Source organism: Alterluteimonas muca, from assembly GCF_021191595.1.
Lineage (GTDB): Bacteria > Pseudomonadota > Gammaproteobacteria > Xanthomonadales > Xanthomonadaceae > Luteimonas > Luteimonas muca.
Map to the genome: position 1 here is coordinate 34,571 of NZ_JAIWPS010000014.1, position 24,455 is coordinate 59,025.

General features: G+C 69.7%; 21 protein-coding genes, 1 tRNA gene and 1 riboswitch. Of the genes, 8 read left to right on the forward strand and 14 right to left on the reverse strand.

Translation table 11 applies throughout. The annotated features are described in order from the left end of the window. Positions 1–109 precede the first annotated feature (109 nt). Entirely contained in the window at positions 110–1,003 is an 894-nt protein-coding gene (locus LDO11_RS14420; RefSeq protein WP_435574656.1) for a fructose bisphosphate aldolase, read from the forward strand. Between the two features lie 323 nt (positions 1,004–1,326). Here the strand turns inward: LDO11_RS14420 and LDO11_RS14425 are convergent, their stop codons facing one another. The 5 genes from LDO11_RS14425 to LDO11_RS14445 all read right to left on the reverse strand — a co-directional run bounded on the left by LDO11_RS14425 (position 1,327) and on the right by LDO11_RS14445 (position 6,286). After that, a complete protein-coding gene (locus LDO11_RS14425; protein ID WP_129137080.1) occupies positions 1,327–1,719 on the reverse strand; it encodes an acyl-CoA thioesterase in 393 nt (130 codons plus the stop codon). Continuing rightward, positions 1,716–2,063, reverse strand: a complete 348-nt coding sequence (locus LDO11_RS14430) for a thioredoxin family protein (protein WP_129137079.1) — start codon at positions 2,061–2,063, stop codon at positions 1,716–1,718. The genes LDO11_RS14425 and LDO11_RS14430 overlap by 4 nt, the downstream gene beginning before the upstream one ends. Further along, positions 2,035–2,517 carry a flavodoxin gene (locus LDO11_RS14435; protein WP_232142152.1) on the reverse strand — a complete coding sequence of 161 codons (483 nt, stop codon included), beginning with the start codon at positions 2,515–2,517 and terminating at the stop codon, positions 2,035–2,037. The genes LDO11_RS14430 and LDO11_RS14435 overlap by 29 nt, the downstream gene beginning before the upstream one ends. 100 nt (positions 2,518–2,617) lie before the next feature. Beyond that, the gene (locus tag LDO11_RS14440; protein WP_232142188.1) at positions 2,618–3,661 is read right to left on the reverse strand and encodes a ribonucleotide-diphosphate reductase subunit beta; all 1,044 of its coding nucleotides are present in this window, start codon (positions 3,659–3,661) and stop codon (positions 2,618–2,620) included. Between the two features lie 192 nt (positions 3,662–3,853). Beyond that, a complete protein-coding gene (locus tag LDO11_RS14445; protein ID WP_232142153.1) occupies positions 3,854–6,286 on the reverse strand; it encodes a ribonucleoside-diphosphate reductase subunit alpha in 2,433 nt (810 codons plus the stop codon). A 169-nt stretch (positions 6,287–6,455) separates the two neighbouring features. After that, positions 6,456–6,673: riboswitch (cobalamin riboswitch) on the reverse strand. 254 nt (positions 6,674–6,927) lie between these two features. Between LDO11_RS14445 and LDO11_RS14450 the strand changes: the two genes are divergently transcribed. The 6 genes from LDO11_RS14450 to LDO11_RS14475 are packed head-to-tail and all read left to right on the forward strand — an operon-like array spanning position 6,928 to position 14,271. After that, entirely contained in the window at positions 6,928–8,373 is a 1,446-nt protein-coding gene (locus LDO11_RS14450; RefSeq protein WP_232142154.1) for a Wadjet anti-phage system protein JetA family protein, read from the forward strand. Further along, positions 8,370–9,029, forward strand: a complete 660-nt coding sequence (locus LDO11_RS14455) for a DUF4194 domain-containing protein (RefSeq protein WP_232142155.1) — start codon at positions 8,370–8,372, stop codon at positions 9,027–9,029. The genes LDO11_RS14450 and LDO11_RS14455 overlap by 4 nt, the downstream gene beginning before the upstream one ends. Continuing rightward, complete coding sequence (locus tag LDO11_RS14460) at positions 9,016–12,444, forward strand: SbcC/MukB-like Walker B domain-containing protein (RefSeq protein WP_232142156.1); 3,429 nt, start codon at positions 9,016–9,018, stop codon at positions 12,442–12,444. The genes LDO11_RS14455 and LDO11_RS14460 overlap by 14 nt, the downstream gene beginning before the upstream one ends. Next, on the forward strand, positions 12,441–13,688 hold the full coding sequence (locus tag LDO11_RS15880; RefSeq protein ID WP_232142157.1) for a Wadjet anti-phage system protein JetD domain-containing protein: 1,248 nt from the start codon (positions 12,441–12,443) through the stop codon (positions 13,686–13,688). The genes LDO11_RS14460 and LDO11_RS15880 overlap by 4 nt, the downstream gene beginning before the upstream one ends. A 47-nt stretch (positions 13,689–13,735) precedes the next feature. Beyond that, positions 13,736–13,975 carry a type II toxin-antitoxin system ParD family antitoxin gene (locus LDO11_RS14470; protein WP_232142158.1) on the forward strand — a complete coding sequence of 80 codons (240 nt, stop codon included), beginning with the start codon at positions 13,736–13,738 and terminating at the stop codon, positions 13,973–13,975. After that, positions 13,972–14,271 carry a type II toxin-antitoxin system RelE/ParE family toxin gene (locus LDO11_RS14475; protein WP_232142159.1) on the forward strand — a complete coding sequence of 100 codons (300 nt, stop codon included), beginning with the start codon at positions 13,972–13,974 and terminating at the stop codon, positions 14,269–14,271. Before LDO11_RS14470 ends, LDO11_RS14475 begins: the two co-directional genes overlap by 4 nt. 428 nt (positions 14,272–14,699) lie before the next feature. Here LDO11_RS14475 and scpC read toward each other — a convergent pair whose 3' ends face one another. The 8 genes from scpC to galE all read right to left on the reverse strand — a co-directional run bounded on the left by scpC (position 14,700) and on the right by galE (position 22,227). Beyond that, on the reverse strand, positions 14,700–16,214 hold the full coding sequence (gene scpC / locus LDO11_RS14480; RefSeq protein ID WP_232142160.1) for a succinyl-CoA:acetate CoA-transferase ScpC: 1,515 nt from the start codon (positions 16,212–16,214) through the stop codon (positions 14,700–14,702). A 67-nt stretch (positions 16,215–16,281) separates the two neighbouring features. Beyond that, positions 16,282–16,563, reverse strand: a complete 282-nt coding sequence (locus LDO11_RS14485; RefSeq protein ID WP_232142161.1) for a hypothetical protein — start codon at positions 16,561–16,563, stop codon at positions 16,282–16,284. Positions 16,564–16,565: 2 nt separating this feature from the next. Then, complete coding sequence (gene zapE, locus LDO11_RS14490; RefSeq protein ID WP_232142189.1) at positions 16,566–17,741, reverse strand: cell division protein ZapE; 1,176 nt, start codon at positions 17,739–17,741, stop codon at positions 16,566–16,568. A gap of 67 nt (positions 17,742–17,808) precedes the next feature. Beyond that, positions 17,809–18,483, reverse strand: a complete 675-nt coding sequence (locus tag LDO11_RS14495) for an alpha/beta hydrolase (RefSeq protein WP_232142162.1) — start codon at positions 18,481–18,483, stop codon at positions 17,809–17,811. A 154-nt stretch (positions 18,484–18,637) separates the two neighbouring features. Beyond that, positions 18,638–20,392: an ExeM/NucH family extracellular endonuclease gene (locus tag LDO11_RS14500; RefSeq protein WP_232142163.1), complete on the reverse strand. Its 1,755-nt coding sequence runs from the start codon at positions 20,390–20,392 to the stop codon at positions 18,638–18,640. A 76-nt stretch (positions 20,393–20,468) separates the two neighbouring features. Continuing rightward, positions 20,469–20,984, reverse strand: coding sequence for a c-type cytochrome (locus LDO11_RS14505; protein ID WP_232142164.1), 516 nt, complete (start codon positions 20,982–20,984; stop codon positions 20,469–20,471). A 119-nt stretch (positions 20,985–21,103) separates the two neighbouring features. Next, positions 21,104–21,180: transfer RNA gene (locus tag LDO11_RS14510), tRNA-Arg, on the reverse strand. 66 nt (positions 21,181–21,246) lie between these two features. Further along, positions 21,247–22,227, reverse strand: a complete 981-nt coding sequence (gene galE, locus LDO11_RS14515) for a UDP-glucose 4-epimerase GalE (RefSeq protein WP_343226137.1) — start codon at positions 22,225–22,227, stop codon at positions 21,247–21,249. Between the two features lie 465 nt (positions 22,228–22,692). On the opposite strand from galE, the gene ubiA reads away from it, so the two are divergent. After that, positions 22,693–23,592, forward strand: coding sequence for a 4-hydroxybenzoate octaprenyltransferase (gene ubiA / locus LDO11_RS14520; protein WP_232142165.1), 900 nt, complete (start codon positions 22,693–22,695; stop codon positions 23,590–23,592). Positions 23,593–23,672: 80 nt separating this feature from the next. Here the strand turns inward: ubiA and LDO11_RS14525 are convergent, their stop codons facing one another. Then, on the reverse strand, positions 23,673–24,407 hold the full coding sequence (locus tag LDO11_RS14525; RefSeq protein WP_232142166.1) for a ComF family protein: 735 nt from the start codon (positions 24,405–24,407) through the stop codon (positions 23,673–23,675). Between the last annotated feature and the right edge of the window lie 48 nt (positions 24,408–24,455).

Sequence of the window (24,455 nt, forward strand, 5' to 3'; positions counted from 1 at the left end):
TTACAGTGCGCAGGCCGCGCGCCGGGCTCCGCTCACCTGAAGCGCCGGTGCCCGCGGGGTATCATGGCCGGCCGCGGGACCCCCCTTCACGACAGGACAGGACATCGACGTGGCAGTGAATCAGCAGCAACTCGACAGGATCGCCTCGGGCAAGGGCTTCATCGCCGCACTCGACCAGAGCGGTGGCAGCACGCCGAAGGCGCTGAAGCTGTACGGCATCGACGAGTCGGCGTGGTCCGACGAGGCCGGCATGTACGACCTGGTGCACCAGATGCGCACCCGCATCGTCACCAGCCCTGCCTTCACCGGCGAGCGCATCCTCGGCGCGATCCTGTTCGAGCGCACGCTCGATGCCAGCTTCGCCGGCCAGGACGCCGCCAGCTACCTGTGGAACGAGAAGCAGGTCGTGCCGTTCCTGAAGATCGACAAGGGCGTCGAGGACGAGGCCAATGGCGTGCAGCTGATGAAGCCGATCCCGGGCCTCGCCGAGCTGCTGGCCAGGGCGAAGTCCAAGGGCGTGTTCGGCACCAAGGAGCGTTCGGTCATCAAGGCCAACAATGCAGGCGGCATCGCTGCCGTGCTCGACCAGCAGTTCGAGCTTGGCCAGCAGGTGCTCGACGCCGGGCTGGTGCCGATCATCGAGCCGGAAGTCGACATCAAGGCCGCCGACAAGGAAGCCATCGAGGTCGAGCTGAAGAAGGGCCTGATCGAGCGGCTGGACCGCATCGATGCGAATACCCCGGTGATCCTCAAGCTCACCCTGCCGAGCGTGGACGGCTGGTTCCAGGAGCTTGTCGACCATCCGGCGGTGCTGAAGGTGGTGGCGCTGTCGGGCGGCTACAGCCGCGACGACGCCAACGCGAAGCTGGCAAAGAACCCGGGCGTGGTGGCGAGCTTCAGCCGCGCGCTGACCGAAGGCCTGAGCGCGCAGCAGACCGACGAGGCGTTCAACCAGTCGCTGGACGTGGCCATCGAGTCGATCTACCAGGCATCGATCGCCTGATTTCCCGTATCACGCCATACGGAAAGGCCGGCAGCGATGCCGGCCTTTTTTTGTAACCGTCGTGTCGACCGCGCATACGTCGTGTCCGCCGTGGCGATGTGGTGGCGTCTTTGAGAACCCGAAGGTCGGGTATCCGGTGGCCATGCATGCCCAGCTCCGGCCGGGCGTCATCCCATCCGGGGTCTTGCTCCCCGGCTCGGTCAGACATCCATGTCTGACTCGCCGCCGCGGCCCATCCCTGGGCCGCTATCCGCAAACCCCGAACGGGATGCCGCCTGGTGGATTCACTGGCGACGCTTCTTCTGCCTGTGCTGACGGGAAGGTCAACCCAGCGCCGGCACCTGCACCGGGCGGCCGCGCGCATCCAGCGCGATCATCACGAAGTGCCCGCAGGTGCACAGTTCGCGCTCGCCGGTCAGCAGGTCCTCGGCCACCAGCTTCACTTCCACCTTCATCGAGGTGCGGCCGACCTCCACCACGCGGGCGATCGTCTCCACCAGCTGGCCCTGGCGGATCGGCAGCTTGAAGTCGACCTGGTCGGAACGCGCGGTGACCACCGTGCGGCGTGCATAGCGCGAGGCGGCGATGAACGCGGCCTTGTCCATCCACGCAAGCGCAGTGCCGCCGAACAATGTGCCCATGTGGTTGGTGTGGTCCGGGAACACGATCTCCAGCAGCCGGGCTTCGGTGCGTGGGGTGTGGGCCACATCGTTCATGCCAGGTCTCCGGCTGAGGGAAGGTGCAGGGCGACGGCCTGCGCGATCTGCGCCGGCGTGCGGAAGCCGGGAAGCCGTACCACCTCGATTCCGGCATTGAACACCGAAAGCGTAGGCGTCTGCCGCAGGTCCAGGCCGCGGAAGAATGCTTCGCCGATCGCCTCCAGCTTCACCTTCAGCAGCACCAGGCCGGCGGCGTCAGCCGTGTCGGCGAACTTTGCCAGCGACATGTCGAGCATCCGGCAGGCCGGACAATCGTCCTTGTGATAGTCCACCAGCACGCGTGGATGCGATGCGAGTGCGGTGTCGTAGTCGTCAGGGGTGGAGGCGTGCAGCGTCTGCATGGGTCAGGGTTCCGGTACAGGCAAGAATGGTGTCGGTCCAGCGCTGGATCTTCACGGCGTCATGTTCGCCATGCGGCATCTGTTCGATCTCCAGCCGCGGATAACGGGTGCCGAAGAACGCGGCGATCCGCCGCGCCGCGCCGCAGTAGTACTCCTCGCCCCACTGTGTCTCGCCGGTGCCGAACACCGCGACGCGCTCGGGCCTGCCGACCGCGGCGATGAGTTCTTCGATGAAGCGCTTCATCTCCGGAGGCGTGCGCCCGGCGTTGATGCTCCAGCTGCCGAGCAGGTACAGATCGTGTCCGGCGCCGTCGGGGCAGGCCTGCGCGAGCGTCTGGTTGTCGGCCTCGATCCAGGTCACGGCGTGGCCCATCGCCTGGCAGCGCGCGCGGATCGCACGCGCGACCTCGCGCGTATTGCCGCTGAGGGAGGTGTAGGCGATCAGGATCTTCATCGCGCCCGGGTCCGGTGGGAGCGCGCCTGCGCGCGGTTCACGCTGCGTCACTGCGTGCGTTCACGAATGCGTTCGCGCGCGAGCGCGCTCCCCCAAGGCTTCACAGGTCGTCGAAGCCGTTATCGGAATTCGTCTTCTTGTAGGACGCGTTGCGCATCTCGAAGAAGTCGGTCTTGGTCTCGGTGAAGTTGTCGGCGTAGGCTTTGATCCACGGCATGACGTTCTCGTTCGAGTCGCTGTAGAGCTTCTCGATGCCGAGCATGCCGGCCATCTTGTTGGCGCGGTACTTCACGTAGCGGACCATCTCGTCGACGTCGATGCCGTCGATGCCGTCGAGCACTTCTGAGGTCCAGCGCGTCTCCAGTTCGATCGCGTGCTCGAAGGCGTCGTGCACGTACTGGGTGAGCTGGTCGCCCTGCAGCGACTGGTTCTCGCCGACGATGGCGCGGATCAGCTCGCTGATGAACTTCGAATGCGCCAGTTCGTCGCGGTTGATGAAGCTGATGATCTTGCCGGTGCCGGTCATCCGGTTCTGGCGCACCAGGTTGTAGAAGTACGCGAAGCCGGAATAGAAGTTGATGCCTTCGAGGATCGACGACTGCACCAGGGAGCGGATCAGCGTTTCGGCCGAGCGCTCGCGCATGAAGTCGTTGTAGGAGTCCATGATCGGCTGGTTGCGCGCAATGATGGTGGGATGCGTGCGCGCAAGTTCGAACACGCGGTTCTGGTCGGCGAGGCCGGTGATCGAGGCCAGCACGTAGCTGTAGCTCTCGTTGTGGATCACTTCCTGCTGGCCGATGATCGCGGCGTTGGCGTGCGCGGCCGGGTCGGTGATGTATTCGGCGACGTTGTAGATGAAGCGCGTCTGCGGCGAATCCAGCGTGGCCAGCAGGCCGATGATCGAATCGTAGGCGTTCTTCTCGCGCGCCGAGAGCTCGCCGTACTGCTTGGCGTCGCCCTTCATGTCGACCTCGTCCGGAATCCAGAAGTTGGTCGAGAGTTCCTTGTAGGCGCGGTAGAACGACGGATAAGGAATGTCGTTCCAGTTGAGGATGCCGCTGGTCTGGCCGTTGATGATGCCGGTCGAGCGGTTGGGATGACGCGGCTCGAGGATCTTGATGCGGTCGAGCGGGGTGGACGTCAGGGTCGCAGACATGTTCGGTTGTTCTCGTATTTCGCAGCGTCGCGCCCGTGTCAGAGCGGCGCGCAGGAATCAATCTGGAGGAAAGCCCCCCTGAGTCAGGGGGGCGCGCCGAAGGCGCGGGGGTGTGGGTGCTGATGAAGCAGGGTCCGCGGTTTGCGAAGCGAACCGTGGAAGCTAAAGCGCGAATGCGCTTTAGCTGCTACACCATTCGCATTCCGCGATATCGATATCGTTCGAACGCACGTAATACGTGGTCTTGATGCCCTCGCGCCATGCGGTCATGTGCAGCTCCAGCAGCGTGCTCGCGCGGATGGTGCTGGGCACGTAGAGGTTGAAGCTGATCGCCTGGTCGACGTGGCGCTGGCGACGCGCGTTCTGGCGCACGGACGCGAACTGGTCGACCTTCCAGGCGCCCTTCTCGTAGTAGGGCCAGGTTTCCAGCGACAGGCCGGGGGCGGCGACCGGGCGGCGGTAGTCCTTCTTCTCCTCGTAGTAGAACGCGGAGTAGATCGGGTCGATCGACGCGGTGCTGCCTGCGATCTGCGCGGTGGACATGTTCGGGGCGACCGCCATCAGCCAGCCGTTGCGCATGCCGTTGACGCCGACCTGCGCGGCCAGATCCAGCCACTGCGGCGAGTTGTACTCGCGGTCGCGGAAGTAGGCGCCGGTGTGCCAGTCGCTGCCGGCGAACACCGGGTAGGCACCCTTTTCCTTGGCGAGTTCCATGCTGGCCTGCACGGTCAGGTAGTTGATGCGCTCATAGAGCGAATCGCTGAAATCCTCGGCTGCCTGCTCGTTCCACTGGATGCCCTTCTGCGCCAGCAGGTGATGCCATCCGAAGGTGCCCAGACCGATCGCGCGGTACTTCTGGTTGGTGATCGTCGCCTGCGGCACCGGCAGCTGGTTGAGATCGATCACGTTGTCGAGCATGCGCACCTGGATCGGGATCAGGCGCTCGAGCACGTCGGTGATCAGGTCGCCCTGGCCTTCCTGCGGGACGATCGCGCGGCCCAGGTTCACCGACGACAGGTTGCACACGACGAAGTCGCCGGCCTGCCTGGTGGTGACGATCTGATTGCCGGAGATGATCTCCTGCATCATCTTCGTCGGGCTCATGTTCTGCAGGATCTCGGTGCAGAGATTCGACGAGTACACGCGACCGACGTGCTTGTTCGGGTTCTTCCGGTTCACTTCGTCGCGGTAGAACATGAAGGGATTCCCGGTCTCGAGCTGCGAGACCATAATCCGCTTGAAGATGTCGATGGCCTTGACGGTCTTGCGGCTGATGCGCTCGTCGGCCACCACTTCCTCGTACTTCTTGCGGAACGAGCCCTCGCCCTTCTTCTCGTCGAAGAAGTCCTGCAGATGGAAGCCCCTGATGCGGTGGACCTCGTGCGGATCGAACAGGTACCAGTCGCCGCGACGCTCGACCGCTTCCATGAATAGGTCGGGGATGCAGATCGAGGTGAACACGTCGTGCGCGCGCAGGCGCTGGTCGCCGTTGTTGAGCCGCAGGTCGAGAAAGGCCTCGATGTCGCGGTGCCACACGTCCAGGTACACCGCGACCGCGCCCTTGCGCTGGCCCAGCTGGTCCACCGACACGGCGGTGTTGTTGAGCTGCTTGATCCACGGCACCACGCCGCCCGACGAGTTCGGAACGCCACGGATGGCCGAACCGCTCGAGCGGATGTAGCCCATGTACGCGCCCACGCCGCCGCCGCCCTTGGAGACGCGGGCGATGTCGGTGTTGGAGTCGTAGATGCCCTGCAAGCTGTCGTCGACGGTGTCGATGAAGCACGACGACAGCTGGCCGCCGACCTTGCCGGCGTTCTGCAGCGTCGGCGTCGCCACGGTCATGTACAGGTTCGACAGCGCCCAGTAGGCCTCGCCGACCAGCTGCATGCGGCGCTCGCGGCCGCCGCGGGTCTCGTTCTGCATCAGGTACAGGGCGATGGTCAGCCAGCGCTCCTGCGGCAGTTCGAACACGGCGCGCGACGTGTCGGTGGCCAGATACCGCGTGGCCAGCAGGTACAGGCCGTTGTAGGCGAACAGCTTGTCGCGCTCGGGCTCGATCATGCGGCCGGCTTCCTGCAGCTCTTCCTTGGAGTAGGCGCGCAGGATGTCGTTGGAATAGATGTTGCGGTCGGCCAGCGACTCCTGCAGGCCGACGTAGGAGCCGTACTTCTCACCGGCATCGTAGAAGCGGTTGCGGCTGGCGCGCTTGTACAGGCGATGCAGGTACAGGCGGGCGGCGAAGAATTCCCACTCCGGCGCGGTGACATCGACGCGGGCCTCGGCCTCGCGGATCAGATGGTCGGTGAGGTCGTCGGCGTTGACCGCTTCCTTGCGCTCGACGAAGCCGAACACGCTGCGCTTGTAGTCGGCGATGTCGAGCTGCGGGAACTCGGCGTGCACGCGGTCGATGCTGCGTTCCAGGCGCGCGCGGTCGTACGGGGTGCGGCGGTTGCCGGCGTCCTTGGTGATCCAGGTCGCAGCGGGCGGTGCGGATATCGCCGGTGCGGAATGCGCGGCCGGCGGCAGCGGCACGTTGTCATCGGGGTGGGCGACGGATGGCGCGCCGGCCGGCGTCGCGGGCTCGGCCAGGTGGGTGTCGTCGTGGTGCATGCGTCCTCCAGAGGTGGCGCACGGCCGGCCTGTCCCTCGCAGGCGGGCGTGGCGTTGGAGGCGGAGGGTGGACGAGCGGCGTCGCAGATCCGGGGACGCGCGGCGGCGCCCGGACCCTGCTCCACCAGCCATCTCCCCCCGGAGATTCCGCGGCCGGCACCGCGCGGCGTGCAGGCGCGCGGCTGTCGGCAGGTCTTCGGACTCACGGGCACGGAAGCCTGGCTTCCACCTGGCCCGCCGCTTCCCGGAGCCGTGCTCCAGTGCTGGTGGCGGGTTCGTTCCCGATTACCGCTGCGGGGCAGTGCCGGAGTGGCCGTGAGGCGTCACCGGGCTTCCCTTTTCATCCGCGACGCCCAAGCGCGCGGAACCGACGCGGCACAAGATATGGGGGTAAGCCAAAGAGGTCAACACAATCCGCTGCTGTTGCCCTGAGGGTCGGTTGTCGTCGCCAGGACCATGCCCGCCCGATAGGGTGCGCCCACCGGTGGCCGACTTCACGGGCATGTCTGGCCACGGCGCACCGACCAAGGCTTCGGGATCGTCTAGTGCCGCCCGCCGGATCTCGCCTGCCGCGACGCGCACGGCGATACTTGCCCGATCAGGGGATTTGTTTCCGGGCATTGCCCGGCAGGGGACGCCGTTTGACTACATCGCCGCCCACCCTGTTCGCGGTGGTGCCGCCAGGCGTGTTCGGCCCGCTGGCCTCGGCCAACCGCGAACACTACTGGCTGCTGCTGTGCCGCCTGCACGACGAATTCTTCGGTGGGCCCGACGCCCCGGTGCCGCCCAGCCAAGGCTATCCCCGGCGCGAGATCACCGCGGCCATCGAACGCTACCTGCTCGGCGACGATCCCTGGGAGGACGAGGACGGCCAGGGGCCCGGCGCCCCGCTCACCGTCCGCGCCAACAGCATCTACGAGCGTTTCCGCCAGGCCGGCTGGCTGCGCCAGGAGAAGTTCGGCGCGCGCGAGATGGCGATGATGACGCCCGCCGTCTCGCAGCTGCTGTCGCTGCTGATCGAATTCACCGAGCGCGGCCCGACCTTTGTCTCGGCCCGGATCCGCTCGATCGAGCTGCAGCTGCAGCAGGTGGTCGAGGGCCGCGCCGGCGGCGACACCCTCGACGAGGCCGCCGACCAGGCGCGCCGGCTGCTGGGCTCGCTGGCCTCGATGAGCCTGCAGGTGCGCGACCTGATGCCCGAGCTCAGCCGCTCCGAGACCACCGCCCAGTTCGCCCGGCAGTGGTTCGAGCGCTATGTCAGCCGCTTCTTCATCGGCGACTACGCCGATCTGCACAAGGCCGACCATCCGCTGGCGCGGCGCAGCGCGATCCTGGCGATGGCGCGCCAGCTCGAAGCCGATCCGCTGCGCGGCCGACTGCTCGCCTGGTATGCCGAGCACCTTGCCGGCGGCGACCCGGATCGCGCCGAAGCACGACTGCAGCGCGGCCTCCGCCGCCTGCGTGAGCTGGAACGCATCGACGAGTACCTGGCCCGGCTCGACGAAGACATGCGCCAGGCCAACCGTCGCGCGCTGGCTTTCCTCGATTACCGTCTACGCGCGCCCGACCGCCTCGATGTGCTGCTGCGCCGCGCCATCCGCGGTGCGCAGCACGCCCCGGCGGACGAACTGCGCATGCCGGTCGCGCCGGGTGCACTGATGGACGAAGCACAGCTGCGTCCGCCAAGGCGCAAGCCGAAGCCCATTCCGCGTACCGCCAATACCGTGCAGCAACCAACGCCCGAGCAGATGGCGCGGCTGTCGCTGCTGCGACGGATGAAACGCGCACGCCTGGTCACCGCCGAGGACATGGCGCGCTACGTCGGCCGCCACCTGCCGGCCGAAGGGTACTTGGAGTCCACGCAGCTGGAAATCCATTCCATCCAGGACCTGCGCGCCTACCAGACCCTGCTGACGCTCGCCCAGCGCAGCCGCCGCATCGGTGGCTTGCGCCGCGAGGATCCACTCGCGCGCCTACTGCCGGGCGTCCGCGTCGATCTGCTCGACGCCGGCGAGCCCGGCGACAATGGCTACCTGCGCGCACCGCGCTTCGTCATCCATCGACTCGCGCAACGGACCATCGCATGAAACGCAGCTGGACCACGCTCAGCCAACTCACCAACGGCACCTATGTCGAACAGGACTTCGAGCGCGCCGCCTGGCGCCTGGTCACCGAGCAGGTGCTGTACGCCGCCGACCAGCGTTCGCGCGTGGCCTACCACCTGGTCGAGGAGTTCCTCGACGATTTCGCCGCCGCGCTTGCGCCGCTGGGCATCCGCCTGGAACGCAATGCCGGCCACCGTTACATCATCGCCCTGCCCCGCCACGCCGAAGGCACGCCGGTGCGCCTGGACGAGACCCTGTTCCTGCTGGTGCTGCGCCAGCGCTATGACGAGGCCATCCGCCGGGGCCGCATCGAGGAGCATGGGGAAGTGGTGGTGGAGCTGCCCGACCTGCAGGAGGCCTGGCCCGCGCTCACCGGTCGCCCGATGCCCGACATCGGCACCCTGCGCACGCTTGCCGGCACGCTCAAGCGCTGGGGCTGCTGCCGCCTGGTGGAAAGCGACGCCGACGACCTGCAGCCCTTCCACCTGATGGTGCGCCCGGCCATCGTCGACATCGTCGGCGAGCAGTGGCTGCAGCGCCTGGACCAGCACAATCTCGACAAGGACGAGGACGAGGACGACGACGGCGATGCCGACCGCGACGCCGCGCGCGCGGAGGACGACGATGCAGCTGCTTGAACGCATGCATCTGGTGCAGTTCTTCCTGTTCGAGGCGCAGAGCCTGCAGTTCGACCGCACCAGCGCGATCATCGCGCCCAACGGCGCGGGCAAGAGCGCGCTGCTCGACGCGCTGCAGATCGTCCTGCTCGGCGGCGACCGCCGCTACATCCACTTCAACGCCCAGGCCGGCGGCAAGGCGCGTGCGCGCAGCATCCGCGACTACTGCCTGGGCGTGTACAGAAGCGGCGACGACGGCCGCAAGCGCCGCACCGCCACCACCTACATCAGCCTGGTCTTCCGCGACCAGGACAGCGGCCTGCCGCTGACCGCCGGCATCGCCCTGGGCGCCTCGGTCGACGAGCCCGACCACCGCCAGCACGGCCTTTACCTGCTGCCGGGCGTGGCCCTGGCGCTGGAAGACCACGTCGAACGGATCAAGGGCAAGGAGCTGCCGCTGGAATGGAGCCGCTTCCGCGAGCTGGCCGGCCGCCGCTGCCGCGAGGCCGGCACCAGCCCCGAGTTCCACGCCAGCGGCGAGCGCTTCGTGCGCGACCTGCTCACCCGCGTGCGCGCCTCGCCGGGCGCGCACCCCGACTTCAACGCCTTCCGCAAGGCCTTCCAGAACGCGCTCAACCTGCAGCGGGTGGAAGACGTGGACCTGTTCGTGCGCACGCTGGTGGCCGAGGACCGGCCCACCGACGTCGCCCGCTTCCGCTCGCTGCTGGACAGCTTCCGCCAGATCAAGGAGCGCATCGAACAACTGCAGCACCGCATCGACGCCGCCGACAGGGTCGATTCGCAGTATGGGAAGATCGCCGCGCAGTCGGTGCGCGCCGCCTCCTACCGCGCGCTGGCGGCGGAGTACGAGCGCGACCTGTTCAGCGAACAGGTGGAGACGGCGCAGGACGAGGTGGAAGGCGCGGGCGAAGCGCTGGCCGCCCTCGGCCGTTCGCTGGAAGAAGCCCGCATCGAGCGCGGACGCCTGCGCGAGGACTACGACCAGGCCCGGGCGCGGCTGCAGGGCCGCGAAGGCTACGGCGAACAGGCGCAGCTGGACGAACTGGCCGAACGCGACCTCGGCCGCCTGCAGCAGCTCAAGACCGCGCTGCTGCGCGGGATCAACGATGTGCGCGAGCGCTTCCGCGACCTCGGCAGGCTCGGCCTGCCCACCGTCGACGCCGGCGCGCTGGCGAATGCACGCGCCGACTGGGACGCCTGGCACGACGCCCTGGCCGCCCTGCCCGCGGACGCCGCCCTGCCGTGGACGCCGGAGGAGCTGCACGCGCAGGCGAAGGCGGCCTTGGCCGCGGCCGCGCCGCTGGTGGCCGCGGTCGAAGGCCACGCGCGTGGCCGCCATGCCGCGCTCGAACAGGCGCAGGACCGCCTCGCCACCGCCCGCCAGAACCTCAAGCGCCTCGCCGCCGGCCAGGCCGAGCTGAACCCTGACGCGGTGCGGCTGATGAACTACCTGCGCGACGAGGCCATCGACGCGCAGCCGGTCTGCGACCTGGTTCGGGTCACCGATCCCGCCTGGCAGCAGGCGATCGAGGCCTATCTGCGCGGCAACGTCGAAGCCCTGCTGATCGCCGAGAAGGACGAGGAGCGCGCGGTGAAGCTGTACCGCTCGCTGCGCGACGGGCGCTCGGTGTATGGGGTCAAGCTGGCGCTGTCCAGCCAGGCCCGCGGCACGCGCAGCGCGGAGCCCGCCGCCGGCAGCGTGGCCGCCCTGCTCACCGGCGACAGCGCCGAGGCGCTGGCCTTCCTGCGCCGCCAGCTCGGCGAGCTGCGCTGCGTCGACAGCGAGGCCGAACTGGTGCGCAGCCGCCAGGGCCTGGCCCGCGACGGCCTGCTGGCCAAGGGCGGCAGCATCGAACGCCTGCGGCTGCCGACGGCCGCCGAGCTCAAGATCGGCGCCTCCAGCAGCCGCGAGCGCGCGCGCGCCCTGCGCGAGGACGCCGAGGCGGCCGAGGCCGACGTCCGCCGCCTCGAACCCGAGCTCAAGCGCGCCGAGGACTGCCAGCGCGGCATGGCGCGCATGGCCGATCCGGAAGGGCTGGCCCAGGGCCTGCACGCCCAGGTGCTCGAGCACCGCCAGGTCGAAGCCCGCTACCGCAGCGAGCAGGACAGCCGCGAAGCAGCGCTCGACCCCGACCTCCTGCGCATGAGCGAGCGCGTGGCGGCGCTGAAGCAGGAGGCGGAAACAGCAGAGACCCTGGTGGAGCGCCTGATCAGCGAGGAGACGCTGGCGCGGAGCACCCTGAAGCAGAAGCAGGACCTGCTCGACGCCCTGCGCCTGGAAGCGGAGAAGGCCGCCCGCGCCGCGGTCGAAGCCTTCCGCGATCCGGACGTCGACGCCAACCTGCTCGAACGCCACCGCGACGAACTCGACCAGAAGCTCACCGACCTCAAGGGCCGCGCCGACACCTGCCGCAAGCGCGAACGCGACAACACCGAGCAGCTGCAGAAGCTGCTGCCCGAAGCCTGGAGCGCGCTGCAGCAGTACGCCAACATGCACGGCGTGGAGTTGGCGTTCGAAGCCAGCCAGTGGCGCGACGCCCGCGGCTTCCTGCAGGGCGAACTCACCCGCCTGCGCGATACGGAGCTGGTGAACTACCAGGCCGAGGCCCGCCAGGCTTACGACACCGCGGTGGAGACCTTCCGCAGCAACGTCGCCAACACCCTGCACGACAATTTCGTGCGCCTGAAGACCCAGATCGACGCGCTCAACCGCACCCTGCGCAACAGCCCCGCGTTCTCCAACAACGAGCGCTACCGCTTCCACTACGAAGTGCTGCCGGAGTACCGCGATCTCCACGGCTTCATCGCCCGCGTGGCCGACCTCGGCGGCGAGGACAACCTGTTCGGCAGCGCCGGCGAGGTGCCCGCGGCCTTCGCCGAGCTGGTGGACGAAAGCGCCAGCGTGCGCACCATCGATTCGCCGCTGGACGACTACCGCCGGTTCTTCCAGTTCGGCGTGCAGATCCGCCAGGGCGAGCGCGTGATCGGCACGCTCAGCGAGCGCATGCGCTCGGGCTCCGGCGGCGAGCACCGCGCGCCGCTGTACGTGATCGCCGGCGCCGCCCTGGCCGCGGCCTATGGCAAGAGCGAGGCGCATCCCGGTGGCCTCGGGCTGGTCCTGCTCGACGAGTTCGGTGACAAGATCGACGCCCAGAACGCGCGCGCCACCACCAACTACCTGCGCTCGCTGGGCCTGCAGCTGGTGCTGGCCGCGCCCGACACCGCCCAGGGCACGCTCAGCGGCGTGCTCGACAGCTATATCGAACTGTTCCGCGACGAGGACCTGCTGCAGGCCGAACGCATCGAGGTCAAGGAGGCCGCGCGCGAGCTGCTGCTGGGCGACCAGTTCGACCTGCATCCGGAACTGCTGGCCGAAGAGACGGCCCGCATCGCACGGCAGCAGGCGCCAGCGTGAGCGATCCGGCCCGGGCCACGCTCGAACGGCTGCTGCGCAAGGGCGAGCGCGCGCGCCTGCGCGGCGATTCGCGCGCGGCATCGCTGCCGATGACCACGCCCGCCAGCGCCGCCGACTACCTGGCGCTGGAGACGCTCGACGCGCGCGAGCGCTTCCATGCCGCCGTCGCCTTGGCCGAGCGCGCCGGCGCGGTCCACGTCGAGCGTGATCGTCATCAGGGCGACGGCCAGCGCCTGCTGCGGATCCGCGTGGCCCACCTGGATGTGCTGGCCGCGTACCTGGGCATCGTGCTGCTGGACGCCCGCACCGCCGCGGCGGAAACGATCCTGCAGCCGTGGCAAGCGCGGTTCCCGGTGCTCGACGCCGTGCTTCAGGCTTGGCGCGGCGGCCGCAAGGTGCGCGCCCAGGGCCCGGAGGCCGCCTCCGACCTCGCCGATGCCGCCCGCGCCGTCGCCGCCCTGCAGGACGCCCCGGGCGGCGAGCGCATCCTGCGCCGCGAAAGCGTGCGCCTGTTCGGCGACAGCAAGCGGCTGGAGCGCCTGACCCCATGGCTGGAGCTGCTCGCCACAGGCGAGACCGCCGCCTCGGGGCTCGCGCGCGAAGACGTCTGGTCGGCGATCGGCCTGCGCCGCGAACCGCAGCCCCTGCTGCTGGCCGGCAGCGGCCATGTGGACCTCGACGGCAGCGTGCTGCCACTGGTCCGCCCTTACCTCGGCCTGCCCATGGACACGCTGCGCAGCCTGGCCACCGAGGCCCGCTACCTGCTGACGATCGAGAACCTCGCCAGCTTCCACGACGCCGCCAGCGACCCCGCCGCCAGGCACGGCCTGCTGCTCTACACCGGCGGCATGCCTTCGCCCACCTGGCGCCGCGCCTGCGCGCGGATCATCGCCGGCCTGCCGGCCACGGCCACGCTGTACCACTGGGGCGACATCGACGAAGGCGGCTTCCGCATCGCCGCGGTGCTGGCCGACCTCGCCCGTGGTGCCGGGCGTGCCTTGCAGCCGTGGCGGATGTCGATGGCCTCGCTGCAGCAGACGGTGGATGAAGTCCCACTTCACCAGCCCACGCCGTCCGCACTTGCCGCCATGCAGCGATGGGCGCAACGCGCCGGCTGGGACGACGTGGTCGAGGACCTCGCGCGCCGTCCGATGCAATTGGAGCAGGAGCGACTGGAGATCGTATTACCGATGGTGGATGAGCCCGACGCAGCCAAGCTTTCAACGCGCTCCAGTAGTGATTGACACTTGCCTCATTGACTACCAACATCTGGTACTTCTGGAGGTAGGTCATGGCCAAGAATACGAGCGTCAGCCTGGGCGCCCACTTCGAGCAATTCATCGGCAGCCAGATCGACAGTGGCCGTTACGGGTCGGCAAGTGAAGTCGTCAGGGCCGGGCTGCGCCTGCTCGAGACGGCCGAAAGCAGGTTGGACGTGCTTCGCCAGGCGCTGCGCGAGGGTGAGCGCAGCGGGCGTTCGGACTACAGCTATGAGGCATTGGTTGCCGAGCTGGACGCCGAGCGCCCGTGAGTTCTTTCGGGCTCACGCGGGCAGCCCGTGCTGATCTCAAATCGATTGCACGCCACACCGAAGTCCGATGGGGCGTGCGACAGCGCAATGCTTATCTCAAGGAAATCGATCGGGTCTTTCATGCGCTGGCCAGGAATCCTGCCATGGGGCGTGCATGCGATGACATCCTGGAAGGCTACCGGCGGCTCCCCCACGGGACGCATGTCATCTACTACAGGCAGGTCGCCGGGCAGGACGTCCTGATCGTGCGCATCCTGCATGGCGCAATGGATGCGGACGTGTACCTGGGCTCCTGAAGCGTGCCTCTGACTGCGGTCGTCGCTGTCACACCGCCCCGGTCGCGGTTCAAAGTGCGCCCTTGCGCTCGAGCTCCTTCCCCACGGCCAGTGGCCGCACGTGTTCCAGCAGCGTCTGCAGCGGCCGCGAGCGTGAACACGTTGCCGTCGACGAAGGCGCGGCGGTCCTCGCAGTCGTAGTCCGGCGCCAGCAGCGAGGCGCCGTCGTAGTAGTCCTGTTCTGCGTCGCGGTATGTATTGAGGCCGCCATGAAGCTGCGGCCACTTGCGCGCGGTGATGATGCGGTCATGGGTGATCGGGCGTCGCCCGGGTACGGCGCGATGGATTCCAGCTCGGCGACCGCCGCATCGGGTCCCGTGCGGTGAAAGCGCCAAGCCTACTGCACGCGTGTTTCCCGTATCGCGTTCCGGGTGCCGCCCGCGCGTGGTTCAGCCGCGCATGCTGCCGGTGTCGAGGTAGCGCTGGTGCCAGGACAGCGCCTCGCCCAGCAGGTGCGGGGTATGGCGTCCGCTGCTGCCGGCGAGCGCACGGTCGAAGTAGTCCTGCAGCAAGTCGCGGTAGTCCGGGTGCGCGCAGTTGGCGATCACCGCGCGCGCGCGCTGCTTGGGCGAGAGCCCGCGCAGGTCGGCCAGGCCCTGCTCGGTGACAATGACATCGACATCGTGCTCGTTGTGGTCGACGTGGCTGACCATCGGCACGATCGCCGAGATCGCCCCGCCCTTGGCGGTACTCGGGGTGACGAAGCACGACAGAAAGCCGTTGCGGGCGAAGTCGCCGGAACCGCCGATGCCGTTGATGATGGTGGAGCCGGCGACGTGGGTGGAATTGACGTTGCCGTAGATGTCGGCCTCCACCATGCCGTTCATCGCGATGCAGCCCAGCCGGCGCACCAGCTCGGCGTGGTTGGACATCTCCTGCGGGCGCAGCACGATGCGCTCGCGGAACAGGTCGATATTCGCGGCGAAGCGCGCCACCGCCTCCGGGCTCAACGACAGCGCGGTGGCCGAGGCCATGGTGATCACCCCGGCCTCGATGAGGTCGAGCATGCCGTCCTGGATCACCTCGGTGAACGCGGTGAGGTCGCGGAAGCCGCCATCCTGCAGCCCGGCGAGCACCGCGTTGGCGATGTTGCCCACGCCCGACTGCAGCGGCAGCAGCCGCTCCGACAGCCGCCCCGCGCGGATCTCGTGGCGGAAGAACTCCACCAGGTTGGCGGCGATGGCCTGCGAGGTGGCATCCGGCGGCGCGAAGCTGCCGAGGCGGTCGGGCGCATCGGTCTCCACCACCGCGACGATCTTCTCCGGGTCCACGCGCAGGTAGGGCTCGCCGATGCGGTCGCCCGGCTGCAGCAACGGGATCGGCCTGCGCTCCGGCGGCAGCGCGGTGCCATAGTAGATGTCGTGCATGCCGTCGAGGCCGATCGGCTGGCGGTGGTTGACCTCGACGATGACCTTGTCGGCCAGGTCCAGCCAGGTCTTGTTGTTGCCGACCGAGGTCGACGGGATCAGCCGGCCGTCCGGCAGGATGCCGGCGACCTCGATGACCGCGACGTCGATCTTCCCGAGGAAGCCGAACCAGGCGTACTGGGCGACGTGGCCGAGGTGGATGTCCATGTACTCGATCTCGCCGCGGTTGATGCGCGCGCGCAGTTCGGGATCGGACTGGTAGGGCAGGCGGAAATCGATGCCGCCGGCACGCGCCAGCGCGCCATCGAGTTCGGGTGCGGTGGATGCACCGGTGAGCACCCGCAGCGCGAACGGCTCACCGCGTTCGCGCGCCGCTTCCATGCGTGCGGCCAGCGCCTGCGGCACCGCCTTCGGGTAACCGGCGCCGGTGAACCCGCTCATCCCGACCGCCATGCCCGGCTGGATCCATTCCGCCGCCTGCGCTGCATCCATCCGGTGTGCGGCGAGTCCGGGGTGGGCGATGCGGGGGCTGGTCATGGCGGTCCTCGAGGCTGTGGATAACCCGGCCATGTTAGCCGCCGGGCATGGCGCCGGCTTTGCCGGCTCAGGCGTCACCGCGTCCGGGCGGGCCAGCGGAAAACAGCAGCACGATCACGCCGGCGACCGCGGCCAGCTGCAGCAGCACCGGCGAGGCGGCCATCAGCAGCACCCCGCACAGCAGCACCCCCACCGACAGCCGCGCGCGGTCGTCCACGCTGCGCCAGGTGTGGTGGCGCGGGCGCAGCCACGCCGGTACCGATGCGGCCGGGCGGGCACGGGTGAGAAATGCGGCCAGCCCCCAGGCGAACACCGCCAGCCCCAGCAGAGACGACAGGGCGTCGAGCACGCTCAGCCCCGGTGCTCGCGGGCGAGGTATTCGGCGCTGCGCATCTCGATCAGCCGCGAGGCGGTGCGCTCGAAGGTCGCGGCCAGGCGTTCGCCGGTGTAGAGCAGCGGCGGTTCCGCGGCCGCAGTGCAGACCAGGTTGACGTGGCGGTCGTAGAGCTCGTCGACCATGGTCACGAAGCGGCGCGCGGCATCGTCGCGGCTGCCGTCGAACAGCGGCACGCCGCCGACCAGCACGGTGTGGAATTCGCGCGCGATCTCGATGTAGTCGCTGGCGCCGCGCGGGCCCTCGCAGATCGCCCCGAAGTCGAACCACACCATGCCCGGGTCGCGCCCGCGCACGGCGATGCGGCGGCCATCGATGACGATGCCGCAATCGCGATGGCGGACGCTGCCTCCCAGCGCCTGCCAGCGTTCGTCGAGCCAGGCGTCGGCGGCGCCATCCAGCGGGGTGCGGTACACCGGCGAGCGGGTCAGCGCGCGCAGGCGGTAATCGGTGTCGCTGGCCATCTCGCGCACGTGGCAGTGCTGTTCGATCAGCGCGATCGCCGGCAGGAAGCGCGCGCGCTGCAGGCCATCGCGATACAGCCCGGCCGGTTCGATGTTGGAGGTGGTCACCAGCACGATGCCCTCGGCGAACATGCGGTCCAGCAGCCGCGCCAGCACCATCGCATCGCCGATGTCGGTGACGAAGAACTCGTCGAGCACCAGCACCCGCAGGCCGCGCGCGCGCCAGCCGCGCACGATGGCCGCAAGTGGATCGCGCTCGCCGTTCTGTTCGCGCAGTTCGTCGTGCACGCTGCGCATGAAACGGTGGAAGTGGGTGCGGCGCTTGGTTTGCAAACGGTCCCGCCCTCTCCCGCCCGGCGGGAGAGGGATGTCGGCCGGGCCTTCAGCCCGGAAGTTTTCCAGGGGCAGGCCGTCGGCGAACAGGTCGATCAGGAAGGTCTTGCCGCGGCCGACGCCACCCCACAGGTACAGCCCCGGCACCGTGGCCGCTTCGCCACTGTCCCCGCCACCGAACAGCCGGCGCAGCGCGCTGGCGCGCGGCGGCGGCTGCGACAGCGCCACGTGCAGGCGGTCGAGTTCAGGCAGCACCGCGCGCTGTGCGGGATCGTCCTGCCAGTCGCCGCGGGCGACGCCGGCGGCATAGCGCTGCGAAGGCGTTTTGCTGGCCATCACCGCGGATGCGTGCATGGTGTGGCGCGGCCGGGCCCGCTGGGCGCCGGCCGGAAGGTCGTCGACCTCATGCGCCGGCAGCCGGGTCGGGCAGGTGCGTGCGCACCCCGTGCTTGATCGCACCGCGCAGGTCCATCAGCTTGCGGTGGAAGAAGTGGCTGGTGTCGGGCATGCGCACCAGTTCGGCCTCGGCGCCGGAGTTCTCCAGCCAGTCGTACACCGCCTGCGGATCGACGATCTCGTCGGCCTCGCCCTGCACCACCAGCCACGGGCAGTTGGGCAGTTCGATCGAGTCGAAGTCCCAGCGGCCGGCTGGCGGCGCGATCGAGATCAGCATCCCCGGCTGCAGTTCCGCGGCCATCGCCAGACTCACATAGGCGCCGAAGCTGAAGCCGGCCAGCCACACCGTGGCGTCCGGGCGCCGGGCACGCACCCAGGCCACCACCGCACGCAGGTCGTCCTGCTCGCCGGCGCCCTGGTCGAACTCGCCTTCGGACGCGCCGGTGCCGCGGAAGTTGAAGCGCACCGTGGTCGCGCCGAGCTCGCGCAGCGCACGCGCGGCGATCGTGACCACCTTGTTGTGCATGGTGCCGCCCTCGGTGGGCAGCGGGTGGCAGACCACCGCGACCAGCGGGCGCGCGGGCACCTCGGCATCGGGTGGGTCGACGGCCACCTCGAGCGCGCCGGCAGGCCCTGGCAGGGTGATGGTGGCGGAATCGTGGGGGAATTCTGGCGTCTGCATGGCGTGCATCTTACCGGCGTGGACGTTGGCATCCCGTGGGTGCGGGGCGTTGCGTCCGTGCGATTCCACCGGCGCCGCGGTGCTGCGCCGGGCGATGGCATACATGCCAGCGCCCACCCGGACCGGGCGGCAGGGCGCAGCGGGGTCGTCGGCGCTAGTGGGGTCGCGACAGATGGAAGCCCAGCAGCAGCGGGTCGTGGTCGGAACTGCGCCATGGCGTGCGGGCGGGATCGTGGCGGTAACCGAGCGCGGCGGGCTCGTCGGCGTTGGCGTGCCAGTGGGCGGCACCCGCCAGGCGTGCGGCCAGGGCCGGGCTCAGCAGCGCGTGGTCGAGACGCCCGGCCTGGCCGTTGTACACATAGCTGTAGGGGCGTTCGACCCCGGCCACCGCGAAGGCGTCCTGCCAGCCGGCCTCATGCAGCACCCGCAGCGGATCCTCCTGCGCATAGGCGTTCAGATCGCCGACGATCGCGGTGAGTGCGCTCCCGGCGCCGGTGGGGTCGGTAGCGAGCCAGTCGTGCAGGGCGCGCGCGGCCGCCACCCGGGTGGCGTTCCAGCACGACTGCCCGTCGCCCTGGTCGGCGTCGGCACCGCTGGCATTGCCGCAGCCCTTGGACTTGAAGTGGTTGGCCACCACCACCAGCGGCGGCCCACCCGTGGCCGGTACGAAGGCCTGCGCCAGCGGCGGACGGCTGCCATAGGCGAACGGGCCGTCGGTGAGCGCGGCCGGACCGCCATGCGTGCGCACGCGGTCGTCGCGGTAGAGCAAGCCGACCCGGACGGCATCGCCGCCGGCGATCGCGGCATTGGCGACGAAGTGCCACGCGCCACCCCCGGCATCGAGTGCGGACACCAGCGCGGCGACGGCGGAATGCGCGCCATCGTCATCGTTCTCCAGCTCCATCAGCGCGACGATGTCGGCATCGAGCGCGTGGATGGTGGCGACGTGCCGCGCCAGTTGCACCTCGAATTCGGCCCGGGTGCGCGCGCCGCGCGGGGTGGGGAAGCCACCGCCGTCACCATCGCCGTTGAACAGGTTCTCGAGGTTGAGCGCGGCCAGGCGCAGGTCGCCGGCCACGCGCGGCGGCTGCGGGCGTGGTGCCGGGTCGAGCTGCAGCGGTGCGGTCAGCTGCAGCCGCGGCTCGCCCCAGCGCATGTCGACGATGCCCTCGGCGCCGGCGTGGATCCGGCTGCCGCTGCGCGGCGCCTGTGCCTGCGCGGGCAGGTACCACACGCTCGCCGGCCGTTCGGCGCTGGCATCGTCGAGCAGCAGGCCGCGGCGCGCGTTGTCGGCCGCCATCGCACGCGCGGCCTCGCCCGGCGCGACCACTTCCGTGGGCGTATACAGGCGGCCATCGAAGGCGGCCTGCAGTACACCCTGGCGCTCGAGGTCGTGGTGGCCGCTGACCGTCAGCGGTACCTCGATGTGCACGCGCATGCCCTCGTACCGCGACCAGTCCGGCGGTGGCGCACGCAGCCGCAACGCCGGCGGCAGCGGCGCTTCGCCCAGCAGTTCCACCGCGCGCGGGGCGAGTGCGGTGAGTGTCGGCCCGCCGTGGTCGCCGTGTTCCACCACCTCGCCGTGGATGCGCACCCGTGCACCGGCACGCAGGTCGTCCACGTCCGCGCCATCGAGCACGAACAGGCCATCGGCGGTACGCGCGTCCCCATCGCCCGCGTCCTGCACGAACCAGCCACCGAGCCCGGCGGAGAACGCGCCGGTGACCACGCCTTCGACCGTCACCGTCCTGCCTTCGAGGGGGCTGCGGGCCGCGTTGCCCTGCACCTGGCCGATGGCGACGGTGTCGCCGGGCCACCCGGGCTGCGTCGCCGTGCCGGTACAGGCGGACAATGCAAGCGCGAGCGCGGCCATCGCGGCGCGGCGGATCGGAGCGGAACGGTGGGGCATCAGGGCGGGCTCCGGCAGGCGGTCCAGAAACGCGAACGCCGCCTTGCGGCGGCGTCGGTCGTGCGTGGGGCAGGGCTTATTGCAGGTTTTCGATCATCCAGTCGACCGAAGCGATCACCTGCTCGTCGCTCAGCGCCGGGTTGCCGCCGCGCGCGGGCATCACACCGGCCGCGCCGGTGAAGCCCTCGATCGCATGGCGGTGCAGGGTCTCGGTGCCCTGCGCCAGGCGGCTGGTCCACTGCGCCTGCACCAGTGTCGGTGCGCCGCCGGCGCCACTGGTGTGGCAGCCTGCGCAGAGGTTGTTGTAGATGACCGAACCGTCCAGCGTGCCGCCGTAGGCGACCTGCGATGCCGCCTGCGCGGCCGCCGCGGACGCCGCCGCCGCCTGTGCGGCCGCACCGGTCGAGCCGGCATAGACGTCGGCGACCGGCGCGATGCGGTCGAGACGCTGCTGCGTCACGGCTTGCGGTTCCTCCGGCTCGATCGTGCCGTGCAGCGACCAGGCCAGCCCGATCAGGCCGCCGGTGACCACGATCAGGAACAGAATCACCAAAGAGAACTTCTTCAGGAAATCGAGATCGTAATTGCGCACGCAGACATCCCTTGGCGCGTGGCCGCGGCCACAGCTAGCGGCGGAGTATAGGCCAAGCCCCGACGTGGCAGCCGCCCGCAGGCGACCCCGGTGATCACGGCGCACGGCCCCCATGGAACTGGCGCGCCTGGAGGGATTCGAACCCCCGACCAATGGCTTCGGAAGCCACTACTCTATCCGGCTGAGCTACAGGCGCGTCGTCGGTATTCTCCACGAGAATCACCATTCGTGCGAGCCCGGTCGCGTTCGCGTGCCGCGCGGCTCAGAACGCGGGACGGCAATGCCAGCGCCAGGCGCTGTCGATGATCTCCGCAAGGTCGGCATGCCGCGGTGCCCAGCCCAGTACCTGGCGGGCGCGATCGCTGGCCGCCACCAGCACCGCCGGGTCGCCGGCACGGCGCGGCGCGATGTCGAACGCCACCGTGCGTCCGCTCGCCGCTTCCGCCGCGGCGATCACCTCGCGCACCGAGAAGCCGCGGCCATTGCCGAGGTTGAACGCGTGCGCGCCGCCGTGGGCAGCCATATGGTCGAGCGCCAGCCAGTGCGCCTGGGCGAGGTCGTCGACGTGGATGTAGTCGCGCACGCAGGTGCCGTCGGGCGTGGGCCAGTCGTCGCCGAACACCTTGAGCCGGCTGCCGTCGCCCAGTGCCGCGCGCAGCACGTTGGGGATGAGGTGGGTCTCGGGCGTGTGCGCCTCGCCGATGTCGCCATCGGCACTGGCGCCGGCGGCATTGAAGTAGCGCAGCGTCACCGAGCGCAGCCCGTAGGCCTGCGCGGCATCGGCCAGCATGCGCTCGACCATCAGCTTGCTGGCGCCGTACGGATTGATCGGCGTCTTCGGATGGTCCTCGTCGATGGTCGCGGCCACCGGTTCGCCGAACACCGCCGCGGTGGACGAGAACACGATGCGGTCCACGCCATGGCGCTGCATGGCCTGCAGCAGGTTGAGCGTTCCCGCCACGTTGTTCTGGTAATAGGCCAGCGGCTGCTGCACCGACTCGCCCACCAGCGAACGCGCGCAGAAGTGCATCACCGCCTCGAACGGCCCGGCGGCGAAGGCGGCGTCGAGCGACGCCGGATCCAGCAGGTCGGCCTCGACCAGCGGCCCGAAGCGCACCGCCTCGCGGTGGCCGGTGGACAGGTTGTCGAGCACCACCGGCTCCACGCCGTGCGCGGCCAGCCACTTCGCCATATGGCTGCCGATATAGCCGGCGCCACCACAGACCAGCACGCGGCGGGTCACGGCGCGGTGCTCCGGGTCAGGCGGGAGCTGGTCGCAAGGCCGGTCGACGGATGCGGCATCGAGGCATTCCTTGGCGCAGGTGCGGGGCGCCGGATTATGCCGCCGTGCTCCGGCGGGCGGGTGTGAGCGTGCGCTGCCGCCTCGTCCGGCGCTACGCGCCACCTGCAGTCGCGCCATCCATGGCGCTTGCCTCCGGACGCCTTCGCCGTGCAACACGGCAGGCCGTGTTGTCTCCCGCGCGCGGGAGACACGGTTGGTGACCGCCGACCCCGGAGCATCGCAAGACCCCTCTCCCGGCTGCGGGAAAGGGTGCCCCGAAGGGGCGGGTGAGGGCTGCCGTATGCCACGCGCTGACCCCAGCGTCCCACGTTCTCCCGACAGCGGGAGAAGGCCCGCCCGTCCAGCCCGGGCGAGGCTCCTTCCCTCTCCGGGCCACGCCCGGCGTAGTGGCCGATAATGCCGGCAATGCACGACCATGAACGCCACACCCCGCCCGTCGTCCCGCGCTGGCGCGAGCGGTTGGGCCAGTACCTGATCCTGATGCGCGCCGACCGCCCGATCGGCTGGCTGCTGCTGCTGTGGCCCACGTGGTGGGCGCTGTGGCTGGCGGCCGACGGGCTGCCGCCGCTGTGGATCCTGTTCGTGTTCACCGGGGGGGTGTGGCTGACGCGCGGCGCCGGCTGCGTGGTCAACGACTACGCCGACCGCTGGCTCGACCCGCATGTGAAGCGCACCCGCGAGCGGCCGCTGGCCACCGGCCGCGTCTCCGGCCGCGAGGCGAAGCTGCTGTTTGCCGGGCTGATGCTGGTGGCCTTCGCGCTGGTGCTCACGCTCAACGTCCTGACCATCGCGCTGAGCTTCATCGGCCTGCTGCTGGCGGCCACGTATCCGTACCTGAAGCGCCATACCCACCTGCCACAGGTGTACCTGGGCCTGTCGTTCGGCTGGGGCATCCCGATGGCGTTCGCCGCGGTGCAGGGCACGGTGCCGGCGGTGGCGTGGGTGCTGTACGCCGCCAACATCCTGTGGACCACGGCCTACGACACCTGGTACGCGATGGTCGACCGCGACGACGACATCCGCGTCGGCTCGAAGTCCACCGCGATCCTGTTCGGCGAACTCGACCTGGTGATCCAGGGCGTGCTGTACGCGCTGTTCTTCCTCGGCATGGTGCTGGTCGGCCAGCAGGCGGAACTGGGCATGTGGTACTGGGCCGGCCTCGGCGTGGCGGCGCTGCTGGTGATCTGGGAGTTCGTGCTCGTGCGTCACCGTGACCGCGACGCCTGTTTCCGCGCCTTCCTGCACAACCACTGGGTGGGGACCGCGATCTTCGCCGGCATCGCGGTGGACCTCGCACTGCGCTGAGGACGTGGGGGCGGACCCCGGCGGAGACCGCAGCCACGGCCGCAGTCGCCGAGGGAAATATGCCGGCCCGCGGCGCCTCCCTACGGCACCCGCGCGCACACCCAGGCATCGACCCGCGCCACGCCTGCCCGGTGCAGCGCACGCGCCGCGGCATGCAGGGTCGCGCCGGTGGTCATGACGTCGTCCACCAGCGCCACGTGTTCCGGCAATGGCCGACGTGCATCCACCACGAAAGCGCCGCGCAGGTTGCGCCGACGCGCCCCGGCATCGAGGCTGGATTGCGCCGCGGTGGCGCGCATCCGCACCAGGTCGGCCCGCAATGGAAGGTCCAGCGCGCGCGCCAGCGGTCGCGCCAGTTCCAGCGCCTGGTCGTAACCGCGCTCGCGCAGCCGCGTGGCATGCAGTGGCACCGGCAGCACCGCGCCGGGTCGTGGCGCGGCCGCGCACGCCGGCAGCATCCACTGCGACAGCAGCCGCCCGCACGCCAGGTCCCGGTGGAACTTGAAGCGCGGCAGCAGGCGGTCGAGTGGAAACCCGTAGAGGAAGCTCGCCTGCACGAACCGCAACGGCGGCGCGCGCTGCAGGCAGTCGCCACAGACACGGCGGGCCGGGTGCGTGTCCGCCAGCGGCAGTGCGCAACGGTCGCAGGCGGCCCTCAGCCAGGGCAGGCGTGCCGCGCACGCGGCACACAGGCCGGAGGCTTCGTCCGCCACCTCCCGGCAGATCGGGCAGCGGGCCGGATACAGCAGCCGGCCGAGGCGGGTGAGCCAGGCGTCAACCCTGGAGGTGGCGATCCGGTTGACAGGCCCAGGCATGGTTTCCAGACTGCCCGGTCCGCCACCGTGCGTCTGTCGGAAAACCTC

What these genes read in the sequence shown, in the direction of transcription:
- LDO11_RS14425 (WP_129137080.1), bottom strand. Translation starts at nt 1,719, where the DNA reads ATGAACGATGTGGCCCACACCCCACGCACCGAAGCCCGGCTGCTGGAG.
- LDO11_RS14430 (WP_129137079.1), bottom strand. Translation starts at nt 2,063, where the DNA reads ATGCAGACGCTGCACGCCTCCACCCCTGACGACTACGACACCGCACTC.
- LDO11_RS14435 (WP_232142152.1), bottom strand. Translation starts at nt 2,517, where the DNA reads ATGAAGATCCTGATCGCCTACACCTCCCTCAGCGGCAATACGCGCGAG.
- LDO11_RS14445 (WP_232142153.1), bottom strand. Translation starts at nt 6,286, where the DNA reads ATGCACCACGACGACACCCACCTGGCCGAGCCCGCGACGCCGGCCGGC.
- LDO11_RS14455 (WP_232142155.1), top strand. Translation starts at nt 8,370, where the DNA reads ATGAAACGCAGCTGGACCACGCTCAGCCAACTCACCAACGGCACCTAT.
- LDO11_RS14460 (WP_232142156.1), top strand. Translation starts at nt 9,016, where the DNA reads ATGCAGCTGCTTGAACGCATGCATCTGGTGCAGTTCTTCCTGTTCGAG.
- LDO11_RS14470 (WP_232142158.1), top strand. Translation starts at nt 13,736, where the DNA reads ATGGCCAAGAATACGAGCGTCAGCCTGGGCGCCCACTTCGAGCAATTC.
- scpC (WP_232142160.1), bottom strand. Translation starts at nt 16,214, where the DNA reads ATGACCAGCCCCCGCATCGCCCACCCCGGACTCGCCGCACACCGGATG.
- zapE (WP_232142189.1), bottom strand. Translation starts at nt 17,741, where the DNA reads ATGGCCAGCAAAACGCCTTCGCAGCGCTATGCCGCCGGCGTCGCCCGC.
- LDO11_RS14495 (WP_232142162.1), bottom strand. Translation starts at nt 18,483, where the DNA reads ATGCAGACGCCAGAATTCCCCCACGATTCCGCCACCATCACCCTGCCA.
- LDO11_RS14500 (WP_232142163.1), bottom strand. Translation starts at nt 20,392, where the DNA reads ATGCCCCACCGTTCCGCTCCGATCCGCCGCGCCGCGATGGCCGCGCTC.
- ubiA (WP_232142165.1), top strand. Translation starts at nt 22,693, where the DNA reads ATGCACGACCATGAACGCCACACCCCGCCCGTCGTCCCGCGCTGGCGC.
- LDO11_RS14525 (WP_232142166.1), bottom strand. Translation starts at nt 24,407, where the DNA reads ATGCCTGGGCCTGTCAACCGGATCGCCACCTCCAGGGTTGACGCCTGG.